Genomic DNA, 15,762 nt, shown 5'->3' on the forward strand with positions numbered 1-15,762 from the left:
TTGCTGCCCCCGCCGGGCGGGAATCGCCGCTGGCAGCCCGGAAAGGGTAATCTTCCTAACGTGTTTGGAATCAACGGCCCGGAGTTTTTCCTCCTGCTGATCATTGGCATCCTGGTGATCGGTCCACAGCGGCTGCCTGAATATACCCAGAAGCTTGCCAACCTGGTGAAGGAAGTCCGGCGCATGGCCTCCGGCGCCCGCGAGCAGATCAAGGAAGAAGTCGGCATCGACATCGACGAGGTCGATTGGAAGAAGTACGACCCGCGCCAGTACGACCCTCGCCGCATCATCAAGGAAGCCCTGATGGACGACGACTCCAAGCCCGTCAGCGCGGGTGCGCCGGCCGCCGTCGCCGCCGTGGCAGGGGCCGCAGCCGCTGCACCTCAGCGGCCCGAACGCGTGGTGCCGCGCCTCCCGGCCGGCGAAGCCGCACCGTTCGACACCGAAGCAACCTAGGCCCCGCAGGCGGGGCCGTCAGCGCGGCTGCAGCCCGAGCTTCAACCCGGCCAGCCCGCGCGGCTTGGCCGCCAGTGAGCCGGCGATGCCGGAGAGCGCCGCAGCAGCAGGCGTGCCGGGTTGGCCGATGACGATGGGAACACCCGTATCCCCGCCCTCGCGGAGCTGGATGTCCAGCGGGATCTGGCCCAGGAGCGGCACCGTGGTTCCCACGGCGGCACTCAGCCGCTGGGTGAGGACCGCCCCGCCGCCGCTTCCGAACAATTCCATCCTGCCGCCGTCGGGCATCTCCAGGTAGGACATGTTCTCGATGACCCCGGCGACTTTCTGGCCGGTCTGGGTGGCGATGGCGCCTGCGCGCTCGGCGACGTCCGCCGCTGCCGCCTGCGGGGTGGTGACCACCAGGATCTCCGCTGTGGGCAGCAGCTGGGCCACGGAGATGGCGATGTCCCCGGTACCCGGCGGCAGGTCCAGGAAAAGGACATCCAGGTCACCAAAGTAGACGTCCGTCAGGAACTGTTCCAGGGCACGGTGCAGCATGGGTCCGCGCCAGGCCACCGGCTGGTTGCCCGTCACGAACATGCCGATGGAGATGACCTTCACGCCGTACGCGACGGGCGGCAGGATCATGTCATCCACCCGCGTGGGCGTTTGGGTGATGCCCATCAGGCCGGGCACCGAGAAGCCGTACACGTCCGCGTCCACGATGCCTACCCGGAGCCCCTGCGCCGCCAGGGAGCAGGCAAGGTTGACCGTGACAGAGGATTTACCCACGCCACCCTTCCCGCTGGCCACGGCGAAGACCTTGGTCAGCGAGTCCGGCTCGTTGAACGGGATACCGCGTTGGCCGCCGGCGCCGCGGAGTTTGTCCTTGAGGGCGTCGCGCTGGGCCTGGTCCATCACGTTCAGGGTGACGGTGACACCGGTGACACCGGGGACGGCCAGCAGGGCGCGTTCGGAGTCCTTGGTGATGGTGTCGCGGAGCGGGCAGCCCGCAATGGTCAGCAGGACCGCCAGGTCAACGTGCCCTTCTGCGGAGACGATGACGGACTCCACCATGCCAAGCTCGGTGATGGGGCGGCGGAGCTCCGGATCCATGACGCCGGCCAGGGCCTGCTGGACGGCCTCCGACAGCGGGCCGCCCGGGGAATGTTCGGTGTCCATGCGTCAGCGGTCCTGGGAGGAGTGGTTGGGTTTGACGCGGGGGATCTGCTGGGTCTTCGGGTTGCGTTGCCGGTCCCGCTTCTCCTTGAGCTTTTCCTTGACCTTGTCCCGCGGTGTTTCGTGATGACCCGGCCCGGTGGTGTCGTGGGTGCGCAGTTCCTCCTGCGCCTCCAGCATGTCCTCAAGCAGGGAGCGCAGCTCCGCCCGGACGTAGTCACGGGTGGCCACCTCGCGCAGCGCGATCCGCAGGGAGGCCAGCTCCCGGGTCAGGTACTCGGTGTCCGAGAGGTTGCGCTCGGCACGCTGGCGGTCCTGTTGCAGCGAGACACGGTCGCGGTCGTCCTGGCGGTTCTGGGCCAGGAGCAGCAGCGGGGCAGCGTAGGAGGCCTGCAGCGAGAGCATGAGCGTGAGGAGCGTGAAGCCGAGTTCCTTGGAGTCGAACTGCCAGTCCACCGGAGCGAAGGAGTTCCACACCAGCCAGAAGATACAGAAGACGGTCATGTAGACCAGGAACTGGGGCGTCCCCATGAATCGGGCAAAGCCTTCGGTGGCGTGGCCGAATGCATCCGGGTCCGGCGAGAATTTAGGCAGGATCCGTTGCCTGCCGCTCAACGGGGTGTCGAGGCTTCCCTTGCCTGCAGCCTTGCCGTTGCCGCGCTGGTTGGGGTTCTTCGGAGCACTGCTGTCAGCCAATGCGGCCACCGAGCTTCCTTATCGGGGCTTCGCCATCATGGGCGCGCCAGTCGTCCGGCAACAGATGATCCAAAACGTCATCAACAGTCACCGCCCCCACAAGCCGGCCGGCGTCATTGACCACGGGGAGGGAATTGAGGTTGTACGTGGCCAGGGTGCGGGCCACTTCGCTGATGTGGGCCTGGTCGGAGAGCGGCTCCAGGTTTTTGTCCACGAGGTTGCCCAGGGGCTCAAACGGCGGGAACCGCAGCAACTGCTGGATGTGGACCACGCCCAGGAAACGCCCGGTGGGTGTCTCCAGCGGCGGCCGGGCAATAAAGATCGACGACGCCAGTGCGGGGGAGAGCTCTTCGCGCCGGACATGGGCAAGCGCTTCCGCCACGGTGGCTTCAGGCGGGAGGATCACGGGAACCGGCGTCATCAGGCCGCCCGCGGTGTCCTCGTCGTATTCGAGGAGCCGACGGACATCTTCGGCGCCTTCGGGTTCCATGAGCTGCAGCAGTTCCTCGGCCTGGGCCGAGGGGAGCTCGCCAAGGAGGTCCGCGGCGTCGTCCGGATCCATCTCTTCCAACACATCGGCGGCACGCTGGACGTCCAGGGCGGAGAGGATCTCCACTTGGTCGTCCTCCGGCATTTCCTGCAGGACGTCGGCCAGGCGCTCGTCCTGCAGTTCGCTGGCCACCTCGAAGCGGCGCTTGTCGCTCATCTCCTGAAGGGCCTCGGCGAAGTCAGCCGGTTTCAGGTCTTCGTGGTTGGCCACGAACTGCGTGGCGGCCTGGGGCTCGGTGTGGGCGCCTTGCAGCGCGTCCGCCCAGTCGATGATCAGGGTCTCGTTCCGACGCAGCCGGCTCAAGGGGGACAGGGAATGGCCGCGGCGCACAAAGAGCTTGCTGACGAACCAGTCCCTGGACCGGTGCTGGTCCATGGCGATGTCCTCGATGGTGGCATCACCGCTGCCGTCCCGGAGGGTGACCCGGCGGTCGAACATCTCGGCGACCACCAGAGTCTCGGCCCCGCGCTGTTCAAACCGGCGGAGATTGACCAGTCCGGTGCAGATGACCTGGGTCTGGTCAATGGAGGTAATCCGCGTCATGGGCACAAAAACGCGTTTTTTGCCGGGGACCTCCACCACGATGCCCACCACGTGCGGTGCACCCTGGGTTCCCCGGGAAAGCACCACAACATCGCGCAGCCGCCCCAGCCGGTCTCCCAGCGGGTCGAAGACGTCGAGTCCCAGAAGGCGCGCTACAAAGACGCGGGTAGGTGTTGTGCTCACCCGTACAGGCTACCGAGTCTGCTCTCTTTTAGCTGAATTTACAGGCAGCACACATGCTGATGGGCAAGAATGGGGGTATGGCAAACATTTTTGGCGCTCCCAAGGCAGGTGGCCAGAACGGCCTGGACCAGTCCCGGGCCGTCCCCACCGGCGACACCGTTGGCTCCTACACCTCGTACCTGGATGCGCAGAAGGCAGTGGACTACCTCGCCGACCAGCAGTTCCCGGTCCAGATGGTGTCCATTGTGGGCAATGAGCTGAAGATGGTGGAACGTGTCACCGGGCGCCTCAGCTACCCCAGGGTGGCACTGTCCGGAGCCTTGAGCGGCATGTGGTTCGGCCTGTTTGTCGGGGTGATGCTGTCCTTCTTCGCCCCGTCCCCCGGGTACTTCTCCATCCTCACGTCAGTGCTGATGGGCGCCGCCTTCTTTATGCTGTTCGGCATCGTCACGTATGCAGCCCAGCGCGGCAAGCGGGACTTCACCTCCACCAGCCAGGTGGTTGCCACCAACTATGACGTTATTGTGGCACCCGAAGCGTCGCACGAGGCCCGCCGGCTCCTGCAGCAGCTGCCCATGACCCGCTCGGACGCCGCCGCTGGCCAGGGTGCGTACTCGCAGCGCGATTACCAGCAGCCATACCAGCAGAACCACCAGCCGGGGCAACCGCACCAACCTTACCAGCCGGGCCAGCCGCAGCAGGGCCAGCAGGGCCAACCGAACCAGCCGCAGCAGGGCCAGCCCAGCCAGCCTTACCAGCCGGGCCAGGGCCCGGCGCGCCCTTCCGGTTGGACTGATCCGTACGGGCAGCAGCCCGCTGCGGCTCCCGTCCAGCCGAACGGCAACCAGGTGCCCGCCGGCCAGCCCCAGGATGGCAGCGGGCAAAATGCCGGCAATGCCCAGCAGCAGCCTGCCGTACCCCGCGCCACCACCTACCCGGACCTGCCGGACGGCCGCCCGCAGTATGGCGTCCGCGTGCAACAGCCAACAGGACCGGAGAACGGCCAGCCGGCGCAGCAGCAGGATGCCCACCAGCCCGCCGCGCAGCAGCAGGACGGCCAGCAGCCGGATGCGCAGCAAACCCCCGGCGACCAGCGCCAGGGTGATTCCCGGCAGTAGCCGGACCAGAACAAACAAAGAAGCTCCCGGATCCGTGATCCGGGAGCTTCTTTGTGTTTGCCCGGAGGCACCCGCAGGGGGCCGGGCGCCGGACTTAGTTGCCGGCGTCGGCCTCGCGGTAGATGCCTGCCATCCAGTCTTCGACGTCCTCGGCCTTGCGGGGCAGGGCAGCGCTGAGGTTCACCGGACCGTCCGCTGTCATCAGGATGTCGTCCTCGATCCGGACGCCGATGCCGCGGTATTCGGCGGGAATGGCCAGGTCCTCGTTCTTGAAGTAGAGGCCCGGTTCAATGGTGAAGACCATGCCCTCCGTGAGGATGCCGTCCAAGTAGAGTTCCCGTTTGGCCTGTGCGCAGTCGTGGACGTCCAGGCCCAGGTGGTGGCTGATGCCGTGCGGCATCCAGCGGCGGTGCTGCTGGCCTTCGGGGCTGATGGCTTCCTCGACGGAAACGGGCAGCAGGCCCCAGCTGGCCAGGCGTTCGGCCAGGACGGTGGTGGCGGCGGTGTGGATTTCCCGGAACCGGGTTCCGGGCCGGGCAGCAGCGAAGCCGGCGTCGGCGGCGTCGAGGACTGCTTCGTAGACCTTGCGCTGGATCTCCGTGAACGTGCCGTTGGCGGGGAGGGTGCGGGTGATGTCAGCGGTGTAGAGGGAGTCGGCCTCGACGCCGGCGTCCAGCAGCAGGAGTTCGCCGGCGGAGACCGTGCCGGTGTTGCGGGTCCAGTGCAGCACTGTGGCGTTGTTGCCGGCAGCGGCAATCGTGTCGTAGCCCAGCTCGTTGCCCACTTCGCGGGCGCGGGCGAAGAAGGCGCCTTCCACCACACGCTCGCCGCGGGCGTGGGTCAGTGCGCGGGGCAGCGACTTGACCACTTCCTCGAACCCTTCAACGGTGGCTGCCACGGCCACCTCCATCTGTTCGATCTCCCAGGCGTCCTTGATCAGGCGCTCCTCGGACAGGGCCTCGCTGAGCTTTTCGTCCAGGGCGTCGAGGGCACCCATATCCAGGTTGTCCGGATCCTTGGCCGTGTTGTACCGGGCCGTGTCCACCAGGGCGTCAATGTTCTCGTCCACCTTGCGGACCAGGCGGATGGAGGTGCCGCCGATCTCCGGCGCTCCTACGTTTTTGGTGATGGCGCTTTCGAGCCCGTCAAGGTGGGCTGTTGCCAGGCCCAGGCGGGCCTCGAATTCCGCGAGGGTGGGGCGGGCGCCGATCCAGAACTCACCGGAGCGCGAGTCGGCGTAGAACTGTTCCGTGTCCCGCCCGGCCAGGGGACGGAAGTAGAGCGTCGCGCGGTGCGTGCCGCCGTCGTCGCCCGTTCCTTCGGCAACCGGGTCCAGGATCAGGACGGCGTCCGGCTCGTGGTCCAGGCCCAGGCCGGTGAGGTGGGCGAACCCGGAATGCGGGCGGAACCGGTAATCGCAGTCATTCGAGCGGACCTTCGGCGGCCCGGCAGGGATGACCAGGCGCTCGCCCGGGAACCGCGCGGAGACGGTTTTGCGCCGGGTTGCGGCGAAACCGGCCACGGCGTCGCGGCCGGGCAGATCCTGGCTGGCGGGCGCCCAGTTGCTGGCCATAAAGGCCTTGAAGGCGTCCGAAACGGGGCGCTGCGAGCGGTTGTTGACGCGCTCGTCCAGGGGCTGGGAAGCAGAATTTTGGGTGTTATCGGCATCGTTCACGGGACCATCGTCTCACCAGCGTCCCGGCGACGCGAACAGGCGCCGGCCCCGGCGCGGGCCGGCTGGGCGGCCGGTCTACTAGGCTGGAGCGGTGAGGATCGACATGCACGCCCACTCCAATGTCTCCGACGGCACCGAAACGCCCGCCGACGTGATGGCATCCGCTGCCCGCGCCGGCTTGGATGTGGTGGCCTTGACGGACCACGATTCCACGTCCGGCTGGGCCGAGGCAGCCGCCGCCGTTGCCGGGTGCGGCGTGGCCCTGGTCCCCGGCATGGAGGTTTCCTGCCGGACGGACCGTGGGGTGAGCGTCCACCTGCTGAGCTACCTGCACGACCCGTTGCACCCTGGCCTGCTTGAGGAGATCACCAAGGCCAAGGAGTCACGGTTGACCCGGGCCGAACGGATGGTCACGCTGTTGGCCGAGGATTATCCGTTGACGTGGGACGACGTCATCCATCATGTGGCTCCGGGGGCCACACTGGGGCGCCCGCACATCGCTGACGCACTGGTGGCCGCCGGCGTTGTGGCGGACCGGTCGGAGGCGTTCGCGTCCATCCTGACTTCCCGTTCCCGCTACTTCATGCCCCATTACGCACCGGACCCGGCCACTGCTGTGGCACTGGTCCGTGCTGCAGGCGGTGTCCCGGTCTTCGCCCACCCGGTGGCGTCCGGCCGCGGCCGGATTGTGGGGGAGCAGACGTACCGGGACATGATCGACGCCGGCCTGGCGGGCGTGGAGATCGACCACCGGGACAATCCTGAAGAGGGACGCGAATTCCTCCGTGGCCTCGCTGCCCGGCACGACCTTTTGGTCACCGGATCCTCGGACTACCACGGCACCGGCAAGCCCAACCTGCTGGGTGAGAACGTGACGAGCCCCGAGGTCCTGGCCCGGATCGAGTCGCAGGCCACGGGGACCGCCGTCGTGCGCCCCTGACCCGCCCGGCCTTTCCCAACTGACTCGCAGTTGTTGTCGTTTTGGGCGCTCAAAACGACAACAAGTGCGAGCTAGTTGGGTGGGTGGGACGTGAAGGTGGCGTGCGCACCCAACCGCTTGGCCATCACGTCGATGGCCGGCTGGTTCTGGTCCACGCAGACAAACTTCCGCCCCAGCTTTGCCGCCACAGCGCCGAGCGTCCCTGACCCGGCAAAGAAGTCCAGGCACCAGTCCCCGGGCCTGCTGGAGGCTGCCACCACACGGCGGATCAACCCCTCGGGCTTCTGCGTGGGGTAGCCGGTCTTTTCCTTACCGGTGGGTGAGACGATCGTGTGCCACCACACGTCCGTGGGCAGCTTGCCCAGTTCACGTTTGGCGGGAGTGACCAGCCCGGGCGCCATGTACGGCTCCCGGTCCACCTCGGCGCTGTCGAAGTGGTACTTGGCAGGGTTTTTGACGTACACGAGGATGTTGTCGTGCTTGGTGGGCCAGCGGTTTTTGGCGCGGGCGCCGTAATCGTAGGCCCAGATGATTTCGTTCAGGAAGCACTCCCGACCGAAAATCGAATCGAGCATCACCTTGGCGTAGTGCACCTCGCGGTAGTCAAGGTGCAGGTACAGGGTGCCGTCGTCGGCCAGCAGGCGCCAGGCCTCGAGCAGCCGCGGTTCCAGGAACGACCAGTAGTCGCTGAACGCGTCGTCGTAGCTGTGCAGGGCGCCCTTGATCGTGTCGTAGGAGCGGCCCTTGAACCCAACGCGGTCGCCGGTGCCGTCCAGCGACGCCACCATTTTGGTTTCCTGGCGCCGCTGCGCCCGGCCCGTGTTGAACGGCGGATCCACATAGATCAGCGTGAAGGCGCCGGCCGGCAGCGACGGGAGGTACACGGAATTTTCCGCGTGCACCACCAGGCTGCCGCCGTCCGGCGCCCAAAGCGTGTTCGTCATGGAGGGTTTTAGCCCTCGGCGCTGCCGGACTGGGCAGCGTCACCCACAACTTCACCGTTGCGGCGGCGGGTCCGGGTCCGGTTGCGGCGGGCACGCGAGGGCTGGTCGGCGCCGTCGGCAGCAGGTTCGCCTGCCGCTTCGGACGGACGACGGCGGCCTCCGCCTTCGTGGCCTGCCGTGCCGGCGCTGCGGGCACCTTCGCCGTTGCTGTCCTGGCTGCCGGAACGGGCGGGGCGGCCCCTGCGGGTGCGGTCGCGGTCGCGGCCGTCGCCGGCCTGATCGGCCGAGGTGGCGCGGTCAGCCTGGCCCGTGGCCTGGCCGCCCGCCTCGACGGGTGCTTCGGCGGTGCGGCCGGCGTTCGCGGACCGTCCGCCGGACCTGCTGGAGTCACCGGAGCGGCTGGAGTCGCTGGAACGTCCGCCTTCGCGGCGGCCGCCGGCGTTCTTCTTGCCGGTCTCGCCCAGGTCTTCGAGGACCTCGGCATCCACACCGGCCAGAGTGCGCTTGTCGCGGGGCAGCCGGCCCTTGGTGCCTTCGGGGATGTCCAGGTCCTCGTACAGGTGCGGGGAGGAGGAGTAGGTTTCGATCGGTTCGGGAACGCTCAGGCCCAGTGCCTTGTTGATCAGGCCCCAGCGGGGCATGTCGTCCCAGTCCACAAATGTCACGGCGGTGCCCTTGTTGCCGGCGCGGCCGGTGCGGCCCACACGGTGCAGGTAGATCTTTTCGTCCTCGACGCACTGGTAGTTGATCACGTGCGTGACATCGTCAACATCGATGCCGCGGGCAGCGACATCGGTGGCCACCAGGACGTCCACCTTGTTATTGCGGAACGCACGGAGCGCCTGTTCACGGGCGCCCTGGCCCAGGTCGCCGTGGATGGCTGCAGCGGCAAAGCCGCGGTCCACAAGTTCCTCGGAAACCTTGGCGGCGGTGCGCTTCGTTTTGGTGAAGATGATGGTCCGGCCGCGGCCACGGGACTGCAGGATGCGGGCCACCACCTCGATCTTGTCCATGGCGTGGGCGCGGTAGATGAGCTGGCGGATGTCGCGCTTGGTCAGGCCCTCATCATCCGGGTCAGCGGCCCGGATGTGGGTGGGCTGGGTCATGTAGCGGCGGGCCATGGCGATGACCGGGCCGGGCATGGTGGCGGAGAACAGCAGCGTCTGGCGGACGGCGGGGGTGCCGGCGATGAGGGTTTCAACGTCCGGCAGGAAGCCGAGGTCCAGCATCTCGTCAGCCTCGTCCAGGATCACGATGCGGACGTTCTTCAGGCTCAGGTGCTTCTGCTTGTAAAGGTCGATCAGGCGGCCGGGGGTGCCCACCACAATCTCGACACCCTTCTGCAGCGCATCCACCTGGGGCTCGTAGGCACGGCCGCCGTAGATGGTGGCGATGCGCGCGTTGCGTTTGCGGGAAGCGGTCTCGAGGTCGCTGGCCACCTGCACGGCGAGCTCGCGCGTGGGCACGATCACCAGGGCCTGCGGGGCGCCGGGGACGGGCAGCTTGTCGAAGCCTGCATCATCGCGGCCCACCACACGCTGGAGCGCGGGAATACCGAAGCCCAGGGTTTTGCCGGTGCCGGTCTTGGCCTGGCCGATGATGTCGTGGCCGGACAGTGCCACCGGCAGGGTCATGGCCTGGATGGGGAAGGGGTGGGTGATCCCGGCGTCGGCCAGGGACTCCACGATGTCGGCGCGGACGTTGTAGTCGGCGAACGACTTTTCTTCGATTTCGTGCGGCTTTTCGTCCGAAATAATGGTTTCTTCGGGCTCGATGGTCTCGGTGCCGGACTCATCGGTCAGAAGCTGGTGCGTGTGCAATTCACTCACAGGGAGTTTCCTTATTCATTTGGGCGAGGGCGCTGCCTGCTCAACGGGCCGGCCTGGGCCGTTCCGGAGCACGCTCGAAGCGCGCAAGCAATTCCAGTGGAAGCCGATCGCGGGCTATCTAAATGCTGGCACTGGTGACCAGCGGGTCAATCTCAAGATCGCGTAGGGGCGGGCTTGTTGGTTTCAAATCAAGGAAATCAACGACCGGGCATCCGTTTCTACTTTTCCAGTCTAACGGCACGGGCCCGGGAACCCGGCTTTGGTGCCCCGCGGCGAACCGTCGGGCTCAGGCCACCAGCTCAAAGTGGACTTTACGGGCGGCGATATCCGAGGAGACCAGCCGGACCCGGACCTTGGTGCCGGACTTCAGCTCTCCGGCGCAGCGGGCGGTCACTGCGGGCTCGGCGATCTGGATGGTGCCTGATCCGCCGTTCCCGTTCTTCCCATTGCCGGCGCCGTTTCCATTGCCGTTGTCCTTGGCCGGCTTCGAACCGGCAATCACTACCGCGTCGAATTCCTGCCCCACATGGTTGACCAGCAGTGCAGCCTCCACGGTGTCCAGGGCCATGCGTTCCATCCGGGATGCCAGCTGGTCGGAGCCGGCCATGACCTCGGGGAGGGAAGGCAGCGCCTCCCGCGCCCAGCCGGGGACGTCCCGGCCGTTGCTCAGGGCCTCGCAGATCACCAGCACAAAACGGTCCACCAGGCGGCGCAGGGGAGCAGTGGTGTGGGCGTACGCGGCGCCGATGGCGGACTGGACAACGTTCTCCGGCACGGTCCCGTCAAAGGCTGTATATGCAGCACCACGGAACAGCATGCCCGCCGAATGCAGGATGGCCAGTTGGCGGGGTTCGGCCGCGTCCAGGGTGCGCAGGTACTCGCCGTAACTGGCGGCCCCGTCCCATGGTTTCCCGAGGGCCTCGGTCTGCAGCCGGAAGTGGTGCAGCGACCGCTCGTCGGGGGCCGGCATGGTGCGCAGGATTCCCACCTTTCCGGCCAGCATCAGCTGCGCCGCGGCCATCCCGGTCATCAGCGAGATCTGCGCGTTCCAGTCCTCCACGGGCAGTTGCGGTGCGGCGGCAATCCGGTAGCCGCCGTCGGGCAGCTGGACAATCTCCTGCTCGGGCATGTTCAGGCTGGCGCCGCCGCGGAGCCGCTCCAGCTCCACCCGTTTTAGCCCCACTTCCTTGAGCAGCTCCAGCACCGGGCCCGCTGTGCCGGCATCCAGGTCCGCCTGCGCGCCCCTATAGCTGAGTTTCTCCCGGCTGCGGACCCGTGCACGCCGTACGGTCACGGACGTGACCCCTGCGCGGGCGTCCAGCCGGAAGTCCCAGACAAACGCCGGGCACTCCTGGTCCGGCAGCAGGCTGCCGGCCGCTTCACTGATCACCTCGGGGTGCAGCGGGATCCGCCCGTTGGGGGCGTAAAATGTCTGGCCGCGGCGCCAGGTCTCGGCGTCCAGGGGCCCGCCGGGGGCGACGAAAGCGGGCACATCGGCGATGGCATACAGCACGTGGTACCCGTCGCCGTCGCGCTCCATAAAGACCGCCTGGTCCAGGTCAGTGGAGGACGCCGGGTCAATGGTGACGAATTCAATGCCGGTCAGGTCCTCGCCCGGCAGCTGCAGGGCCGCCACGGCGGCCTCGGCATCGTGGACGGCATCAGCCGGATATTTGCCGGGCAGCTCCAGCTCGACCCGAAGCTCACTGAGGGCGGCTTCGAGCGCGTTGTTGTGGTCGTGGACCTGGGGTGCAAGCCGGTGATGTGGCACGTTGCCCAGCGTAGCCCGGTTTTTTCCGAACGGGCAGGGACGCTGCCGCTACGCGTCTGCGGATTCCAACGCGCTGCGCAGGGAAGCCGCGGCTGCTGCGGGATTCGGGGCATCGGTGATGGCGCGGACCACCACCACCCGGCGGGCCCCAGCGGCCACCAGCTCACCGATGTTGCCGTCATCCACGCCGCCGATCGCGAACCAGGGAACGTCGTCGCCGGCTGCGGCCGCGGCGTAGCGCACCAAGTCGAGTCCGACGGCGGCCCGGCCGGGTTTGGTGGGCGTGGCCCAGACGGGCCCCACGCAGAAGTAGTCCAGCGCCGCAGGTCCCGCGGCTGCCGTGAGGGCCGCGTCCACCTGGTCCGGGGTGTGGCTGGACAAGCCGATGGCGGCGTTGCCGTTGAGCAGGGTGCGGGCGGCGGGCAGCGGCAGGTCCTTCTGGCCGATGTGGAAAACCGGGGCGCCGGACAGCACTGCGACGTCGGCCCTGTCGTTGACAGCCCAGAGCCGGCCATGCCGGACTGCGGCTTCCTTCAGCACGGCCAGGAGCTCCAGCTCTTCGGCCGCCTCGATGCTTTTGTCGCGAAGCTGGATGATGTCCACCCCACCGGCAAACGCCGCGTCGACGAACCGGGCAAAGTCGCCGCGGTCCTTCCGGGCATCGGTGCACAGGTACAGCCGTGCTGCGTGGAGCGCGGCCGCGCCGGGAGCGGTGGCCAGGGGATCAGCGGCGGCAGGGGAGTGGGTCACATTCATGGCTGCCAGCCTAGTTCCTCTAGACTGGCCGGGTACTGCGGGAGCCCGCGGCAGCTGTCACAAAGCGCCGGGCTGAGAGGGCGTCAGAGCCGACCGCTTGACCTGATCCGGGTAATGCCGGCGTAGGGAAGGAGACACATGGGCGCCCTGCCTGCTACCCCCGATGACCGCCCGCACGGAGCGTTGGAAGCCGACGTTGCAGTGATTGGCGGCGGCGTGGTTGGCCACAGCATCGCCTGGGAGGCGTACCGCTCCGGCCGGTCCGTGCTCCTGATCGATGACGCGCCGGGCGCCGGTGCCAGCTGGGCCGCCGCCGGAATGCTGGCGCCGGTGAGCGAGCTGCATTACCAGGAAGAGGACCTCCTGGAGCTGATGCTTGCGGCCGCCGCCCTCTGGCCCGGTTTCGCCGCGGATCTCGCCGTCACCGGCGGGGACCCCGGATACCTCACGACGCCGACCCTAGCCGTGGGCGCCGACGCCGCCGACCGCCGGGCGTTGATGGACCTGCGCGCTGTGCAGCAGGCGAACGGTTTGACCGTGGAACCGCTCACCATCCGGGAGGCCCGCCGCCGGGAGCCATTGCTGGGCCCCGCCATCGCCTGCGCCTTCGATACTCCAGCAGACCACCAGGTGGATCCGCGGCTTCTGCTGGCCAGCATGCGGCGTGCGCTCGCCGGCGATCCGTTTGCGGTAGCGGCCAAGGCCAGCGGCTTGCTGTGGGAAGACGGTGCCGTCGCAGGTGTGCAGCTCGCCGGTGGCGGGACGGTCCGGGCGGCCGAAACCGTGGTGGCCAACGGGCTGCAGGCGGCAGCACTGGGTGGCCTTCCCCCCGGCCTGAGCCTGCCGTTGCGGCCGGTACACGGCGACATCCTGCGGCTCGCCGTGCCACAGCACCTGCGCCCACTGCTGGGCTCCACAGTCCGCGGTCTGGTCCACGGCGTCCCCGTCTACATCGTGCCGCGGCAGGATGGCACGGTGGTGATCGGCGCCACCCAGCGCGAGGATGCCCTGGCCGGCCCCACCGCGGTCTCCGCGGGTGGGGTGTATCAGCTTCTGCGGGACGCCCAGGCCCTGGTGCCTGCCGTTGCCGAGCTCGAGCTGCTGGAGAGCACCGCCCGGGCACGGCCCGGCACTCCGGACAACGCTCCCCTCCTGGGCCGGGTGCCTGCACCGGACGGCACCGGTGCGGACGCGGGCTTCGGGATGGCCGCGCACGTGCCGGGCCTGATCATTGCCACCGGCTTCTTCCGCCACGGCATCCTCCTGGCCCCCGCAGCCGCAGCCATCTGCCGCGACCTGATGGACGGTCACGCTGATCCCCGTTGGGCACCCTTCAACCCCGCCCGGTTCTCCGGTTTTGCCCCTCACCTTCCCCGCACCATCAAGGAGACAGCATGAACATCACCCTGAACGGAACTCCACATGCGGTGGTGGACAGCGCGTCCATCAGCATGCTGGTCAGCCAGGTCACCGGCCGCGTCCTCGCAGCCAATGGGCAGGCCGCCGACGGCGCACGGCTGGGGGTGGCGGTGGCGCAGAACGCCCAGGTGGTGCCGCGCAGCCAATGGTCCGCCACGGCGCTCGCGGACGGCGACGACGTTGAACTCGTCACGGCAGTCCAGGGCGGTTAGGGCCATGGCCAACACCAACACCGAACTGCTGAACCAGGCCGGTGGCACAGGCCGCGATGACCTGGTCATTGACGGCGTCGCCCTGGCCTCGCGGCTCATTATGGGCACCGGTGGCGCCCCCAGCCTCGACGGGCTCGGAGCCGCCCTGATCGCTTCCGGGACGGCCCTGACCACCGTGGCCATGCGCCGGTACTCCACGGCAGAAACCGGCTCGCTGTTCCAGCTGCTGGTGGACCACGGCATCCGGGTCCTGCCCAACACCGCCGGCTGTTTCACCGCCCGCGACGCCGTCCTGACCGCCGAACTGGCCCGCGAAGCACTGGAGACGGACTGGGTGAAACTCGAAGTCATCGCCGACGAACACACGCTGCTGCCGGACGCCGTGGAACTGGTGGATGCCACGGAACAGCTGGTTAACCGCGGCTTCAAGGTGTTTGCCTACACCAATGATGACCCCGTCCTGGCTTTGCGGCTGGAGAACCTCGGAGCCGCCGCGGTGATGCCGCTGGGCTCACCGATCGGCACCGGCCTGGGCATCCTCAACCCCCACAACATCGAACTGATTGTTTCCCGCGCCTCGGTGCCGGTGGTGCTGGACGCCGGAATCGGGACGGCATCCGATGCTGCCCTGGCCATGGAGCTGGGCTGCGATGCCGTGCTGCTTGCCACGGCCGTGACCCGCGCCCAGAACCCGGTCCTGATGGGGGAGGCCTTCAAACACGCTGTCAAAGCCGGCAGGATGGCCGCAGCGGCCGGCCGGATCCCGCGCCGGGAACATGCGTTGGCTTCCTCAGCCATGGCCGGCCGGGCCGAATTCCTCTAAGCCGGCTGCCGCCGTCGGACGCCCTTAAAGTCCTGTGGCCACCACCTCAACGGGTGGTGGCCACAGGACTTTGGCTTGGCGTCAGCGCCGCAGCACCGCAGTGAGCCTATCGGTGTCCTGCCGGGCCCGGGTAGAGCCCAGGTAAACGGCGGCGGCCACGGCGGCGGCAGCCCCCAGCACGATGGGCAGGACCCACGGCAGCCAGGTCAGGCCGGGACGGTACCCGAAGCCCGCAGCCATCAGGATGAGCCAGGCAAGGGCCGCGACGCTTACCGAAACGCCGGCGGGCAGGCCTGCCCCGTACTTGGCATGGCGTTTGTCATTGGCCCACACTATTAACCCCACCGCGACGGCGGCCAGGACAACGATGGTCAGCGAAAGCATGGGGCTCCTTTATTACCTTGCAGGCAGCGCGTCAGAACTGGCCGAAACCGACCCGGCGGGCTTCTTCGGCACCGATTTCCACGTACGCGAGGGCCTTGCCGGGAACAATGACCAGACGGCCCTTTTCATCCTTCAGGCGCAACTCGGTGCCTTTGGTGATGGCCTCTTCCACAACCTTGGCCACCGAATCCGCGTCCTGCGTGGATTCCAGCACAATTTCGCGGCCAACATTCTGAATGCCGATCTTAATTTCCACAGGGGGCCTCCCAGCCAGTCAAAGTTCGTTGCTGATGTCTCCTTTG

At 67.8% G+C, this 15,762-nt stretch carries 16 protein-coding genes and 1 riboswitch; of the genes, 6 read left to right on the forward strand and 10 right to left on the reverse strand.

The window, feature by feature from the left end; all coding sequences use genetic code 11:
• Window positions 1-60: 60 nt before the first annotated feature.
• Window positions 61-456, forward strand: coding sequence for a twin-arginine translocase TatA/TatE family subunit (locus QRN07_RS07140; RefSeq protein ID WP_050685897.1), 396 nt, complete (start codon window positions 61-63; stop codon window positions 454-456).
• Between the two features lie 18 nt (window positions 457-474).
• Here QRN07_RS07140 and QRN07_RS07145 read toward each other — a convergent pair whose 3' ends face one another.
• Genes QRN07_RS07145 through QRN07_RS07155 form a run of 3 tightly spaced genes read right to left on the reverse strand, consistent with a single transcriptional unit; the run spans window position 475 to window position 3,589 of the window.
• A complete protein-coding gene (locus QRN07_RS07145; RefSeq protein WP_285240704.1) occupies window positions 475-1,620 on the reverse strand; it encodes an Mrp/NBP35 family ATP-binding protein in 1,146 nt (381 codons plus the stop codon).
• A gap of 3 nt (window positions 1,621-1,623) precedes the next feature.
• Window positions 1,624-2,322: a DUF1003 domain-containing protein gene (locus QRN07_RS07150; protein WP_050685901.1), complete on the reverse strand. Its 699-nt coding sequence runs from the start codon at window positions 2,320-2,322 to the stop codon at window positions 1,624-1,626.
• Window positions 2,306-3,589: a magnesium transporter MgtE N-terminal domain-containing protein gene (locus tag QRN07_RS07155; protein WP_050685903.1), complete on the reverse strand. Its 1,284-nt coding sequence runs from the start codon at window positions 3,587-3,589 to the stop codon at window positions 2,306-2,308. Before QRN07_RS07155 ends, QRN07_RS07150 begins: the two co-directional genes overlap by 17 nt.
• Window positions 3,590-3,666: 77 nt before the next feature.
• On the opposite strand from QRN07_RS07155, the gene QRN07_RS07160 reads away from it, so the two are divergent.
• Window positions 3,667-4,707: a YflT domain-containing protein gene (locus QRN07_RS07160; RefSeq protein WP_050685905.1), complete on the forward strand. Its 1,041-nt coding sequence runs from the start codon at window positions 3,667-3,669 to the stop codon at window positions 4,705-4,707.
• 94 nt (window positions 4,708-4,801) lie between these two features.
• Here QRN07_RS07160 and QRN07_RS07165 read toward each other — a convergent pair whose 3' ends face one another.
• Window positions 4,802-6,382, reverse strand: a complete 1,581-nt coding sequence (locus QRN07_RS07165; RefSeq protein WP_285240705.1) for an aminopeptidase P family protein — start codon at window positions 6,380-6,382, stop codon at window positions 4,802-4,804.
• A gap of 91 nt (window positions 6,383-6,473) precedes the next feature.
• Between QRN07_RS07165 and QRN07_RS07170 the strand changes: the two genes are divergently transcribed.
• A complete protein-coding gene (locus tag QRN07_RS07170) occupies window positions 6,474-7,322 on the forward strand; it encodes a PHP domain-containing protein (RefSeq protein ID WP_050685909.1) in 849 nt (282 codons plus the stop codon).
• A 71-nt stretch (window positions 7,323-7,393) separates the two neighbouring features.
• Here QRN07_RS07170 and QRN07_RS07175 read toward each other — a convergent pair whose 3' ends face one another.
• The 4 genes from QRN07_RS07175 to thiE all read right to left on the reverse strand — a co-directional run bounded on the left by QRN07_RS07175 (window position 7,394) and on the right by thiE (window position 12,622).
• Window positions 7,394-8,266: a DNA-methyltransferase gene (locus QRN07_RS07175; RefSeq protein WP_056597097.1), complete on the reverse strand. Its 873-nt coding sequence runs from the start codon at window positions 8,264-8,266 to the stop codon at window positions 7,394-7,396.
• Window positions 8,267-8,274: 8 nt separating this feature from the next.
• Window positions 8,275-10,095: a DEAD/DEAH box helicase gene (locus QRN07_RS07180; RefSeq protein WP_285240706.1), complete on the reverse strand. Its 1,821-nt coding sequence runs from the start codon at window positions 10,093-10,095 to the stop codon at window positions 8,275-8,277.
• Window positions 10,096-10,381: 286 nt separating this feature from the next.
• Window positions 10,382-11,866 carry an RNB domain-containing ribonuclease gene (locus QRN07_RS07185; protein WP_285240707.1) on the reverse strand — a complete coding sequence of 495 codons (1,485 nt, stop codon included), beginning with the start codon at window positions 11,864-11,866 and terminating at the stop codon, window positions 10,382-10,384.
• 48 nt (window positions 11,867-11,914) lie between these two features.
• Window positions 11,915-12,622, reverse strand: a complete 708-nt coding sequence (gene thiE / locus QRN07_RS07190) for a thiamine phosphate synthase (protein ID WP_285240708.1) — start codon at window positions 12,620-12,622, stop codon at window positions 11,915-11,917.
• A gap of 27 nt (window positions 12,623-12,649) precedes the next feature.
• Window positions 12,650-12,768, forward strand: a riboswitch (TPP riboswitch).
• Here thiE and thiO point away from each other — a divergent pair.
• The 3 genes from thiO (at window position 12,761) to QRN07_RS07205 (ending at window position 15,076) form a co-directional block, all read left to right on the forward strand.
• Window positions 12,761-14,020 (forward strand): glycine oxidase ThiO, encoded by a 1,260-nt coding sequence (thiO, locus tag QRN07_RS07195; protein WP_285240709.1) that lies wholly within the window; start codon window positions 12,761-12,763, stop codon window positions 14,018-14,020. Its footprint overlaps the riboswitch before it by 8 nt.
• Window positions 14,017-14,253, forward strand: coding sequence for a sulfur carrier protein ThiS (thiS, locus tag QRN07_RS07200; RefSeq protein WP_050685922.1), 237 nt, complete (start codon window positions 14,017-14,019; stop codon window positions 14,251-14,253). The genes thiO and thiS overlap by 4 nt, the downstream gene beginning before the upstream one ends.
• Before the next feature lie 4 nt (window positions 14,254-14,257).
• Window positions 14,258-15,076 carry a thiazole synthase gene (locus QRN07_RS07205; RefSeq protein ID WP_285240710.1) on the forward strand — a complete coding sequence of 273 codons (819 nt, stop codon included), beginning with the start codon at window positions 14,258-14,260 and terminating at the stop codon, window positions 15,074-15,076.
• Window positions 15,077-15,157: 81 nt separating this feature from the next.
• Here the strand turns inward: QRN07_RS07205 and QRN07_RS07210 are convergent, their stop codons facing one another.
• Window positions 15,158-15,460, reverse strand: a complete 303-nt coding sequence (locus QRN07_RS07210; RefSeq protein WP_285240711.1) for a hypothetical protein — start codon at window positions 15,458-15,460, stop codon at window positions 15,158-15,160.
• Window positions 15,461-15,491: 31 nt separating this feature from the next.
• A complete protein-coding gene (locus QRN07_RS07215; RefSeq protein ID WP_050685980.1) occupies window positions 15,492-15,716 on the reverse strand; it encodes a DUF3107 domain-containing protein in 225 nt (74 codons plus the stop codon).
• Window positions 15,717-15,762 lie beyond the last annotated feature (46 nt).

Source organism: Pseudarthrobacter sp. MEB009 (assembly GCF_030208875.1).
Taxonomy (GTDB): Bacteria; Actinomycetota; Actinomycetes; order Actinomycetales; family Micrococcaceae; genus Arthrobacter.

Coding starts and splice junctions, on each gene's coding strand:
- QRN07_RS07145 (WP_285240704.1), bottom strand. CDS start 1,620: ATGGACACCGAACATTCCCCGGGCGGCCCGCTGTCGGAGGCCGTCCAG.
- thiE (WP_285240708.1), bottom strand. CDS start 12,622: ATGAATGTGACCCACTCCCCTGCCGCCGCTGATCCCCTGGCCACCGCT.
- thiS (WP_050685922.1), top strand. CDS start 14,017: ATGAACATCACCCTGAACGGAACTCCACATGCGGTGGTGGACAGCGCG.
- QRN07_RS07205 (WP_285240710.1), top strand. CDS start 14,258: ATGGCCAACACCAACACCGAACTGCTGAACCAGGCCGGTGGCACAGGC.
- QRN07_RS07160 (WP_050685905.1), top strand. CDS start 3,667: ATGGCAAACATTTTTGGCGCTCCCAAGGCAGGTGGCCAGAACGGCCTG.
- QRN07_RS07175 (WP_056597097.1), bottom strand. CDS start 8,266: ATGACGAACACGCTTTGGGCGCCGGACGGCGGCAGCCTGGTGGTGCAC.
- QRN07_RS07210 (WP_285240711.1), bottom strand. CDS start 15,460: ATGCTTTCGCTGACCATCGTTGTCCTGGCCGCCGTCGCGGTGGGGTTA.
- thiO (WP_285240709.1), top strand. CDS start 12,761: ATGGGCGCCCTGCCTGCTACCCCCGATGACCGCCCGCACGGAGCGTTG.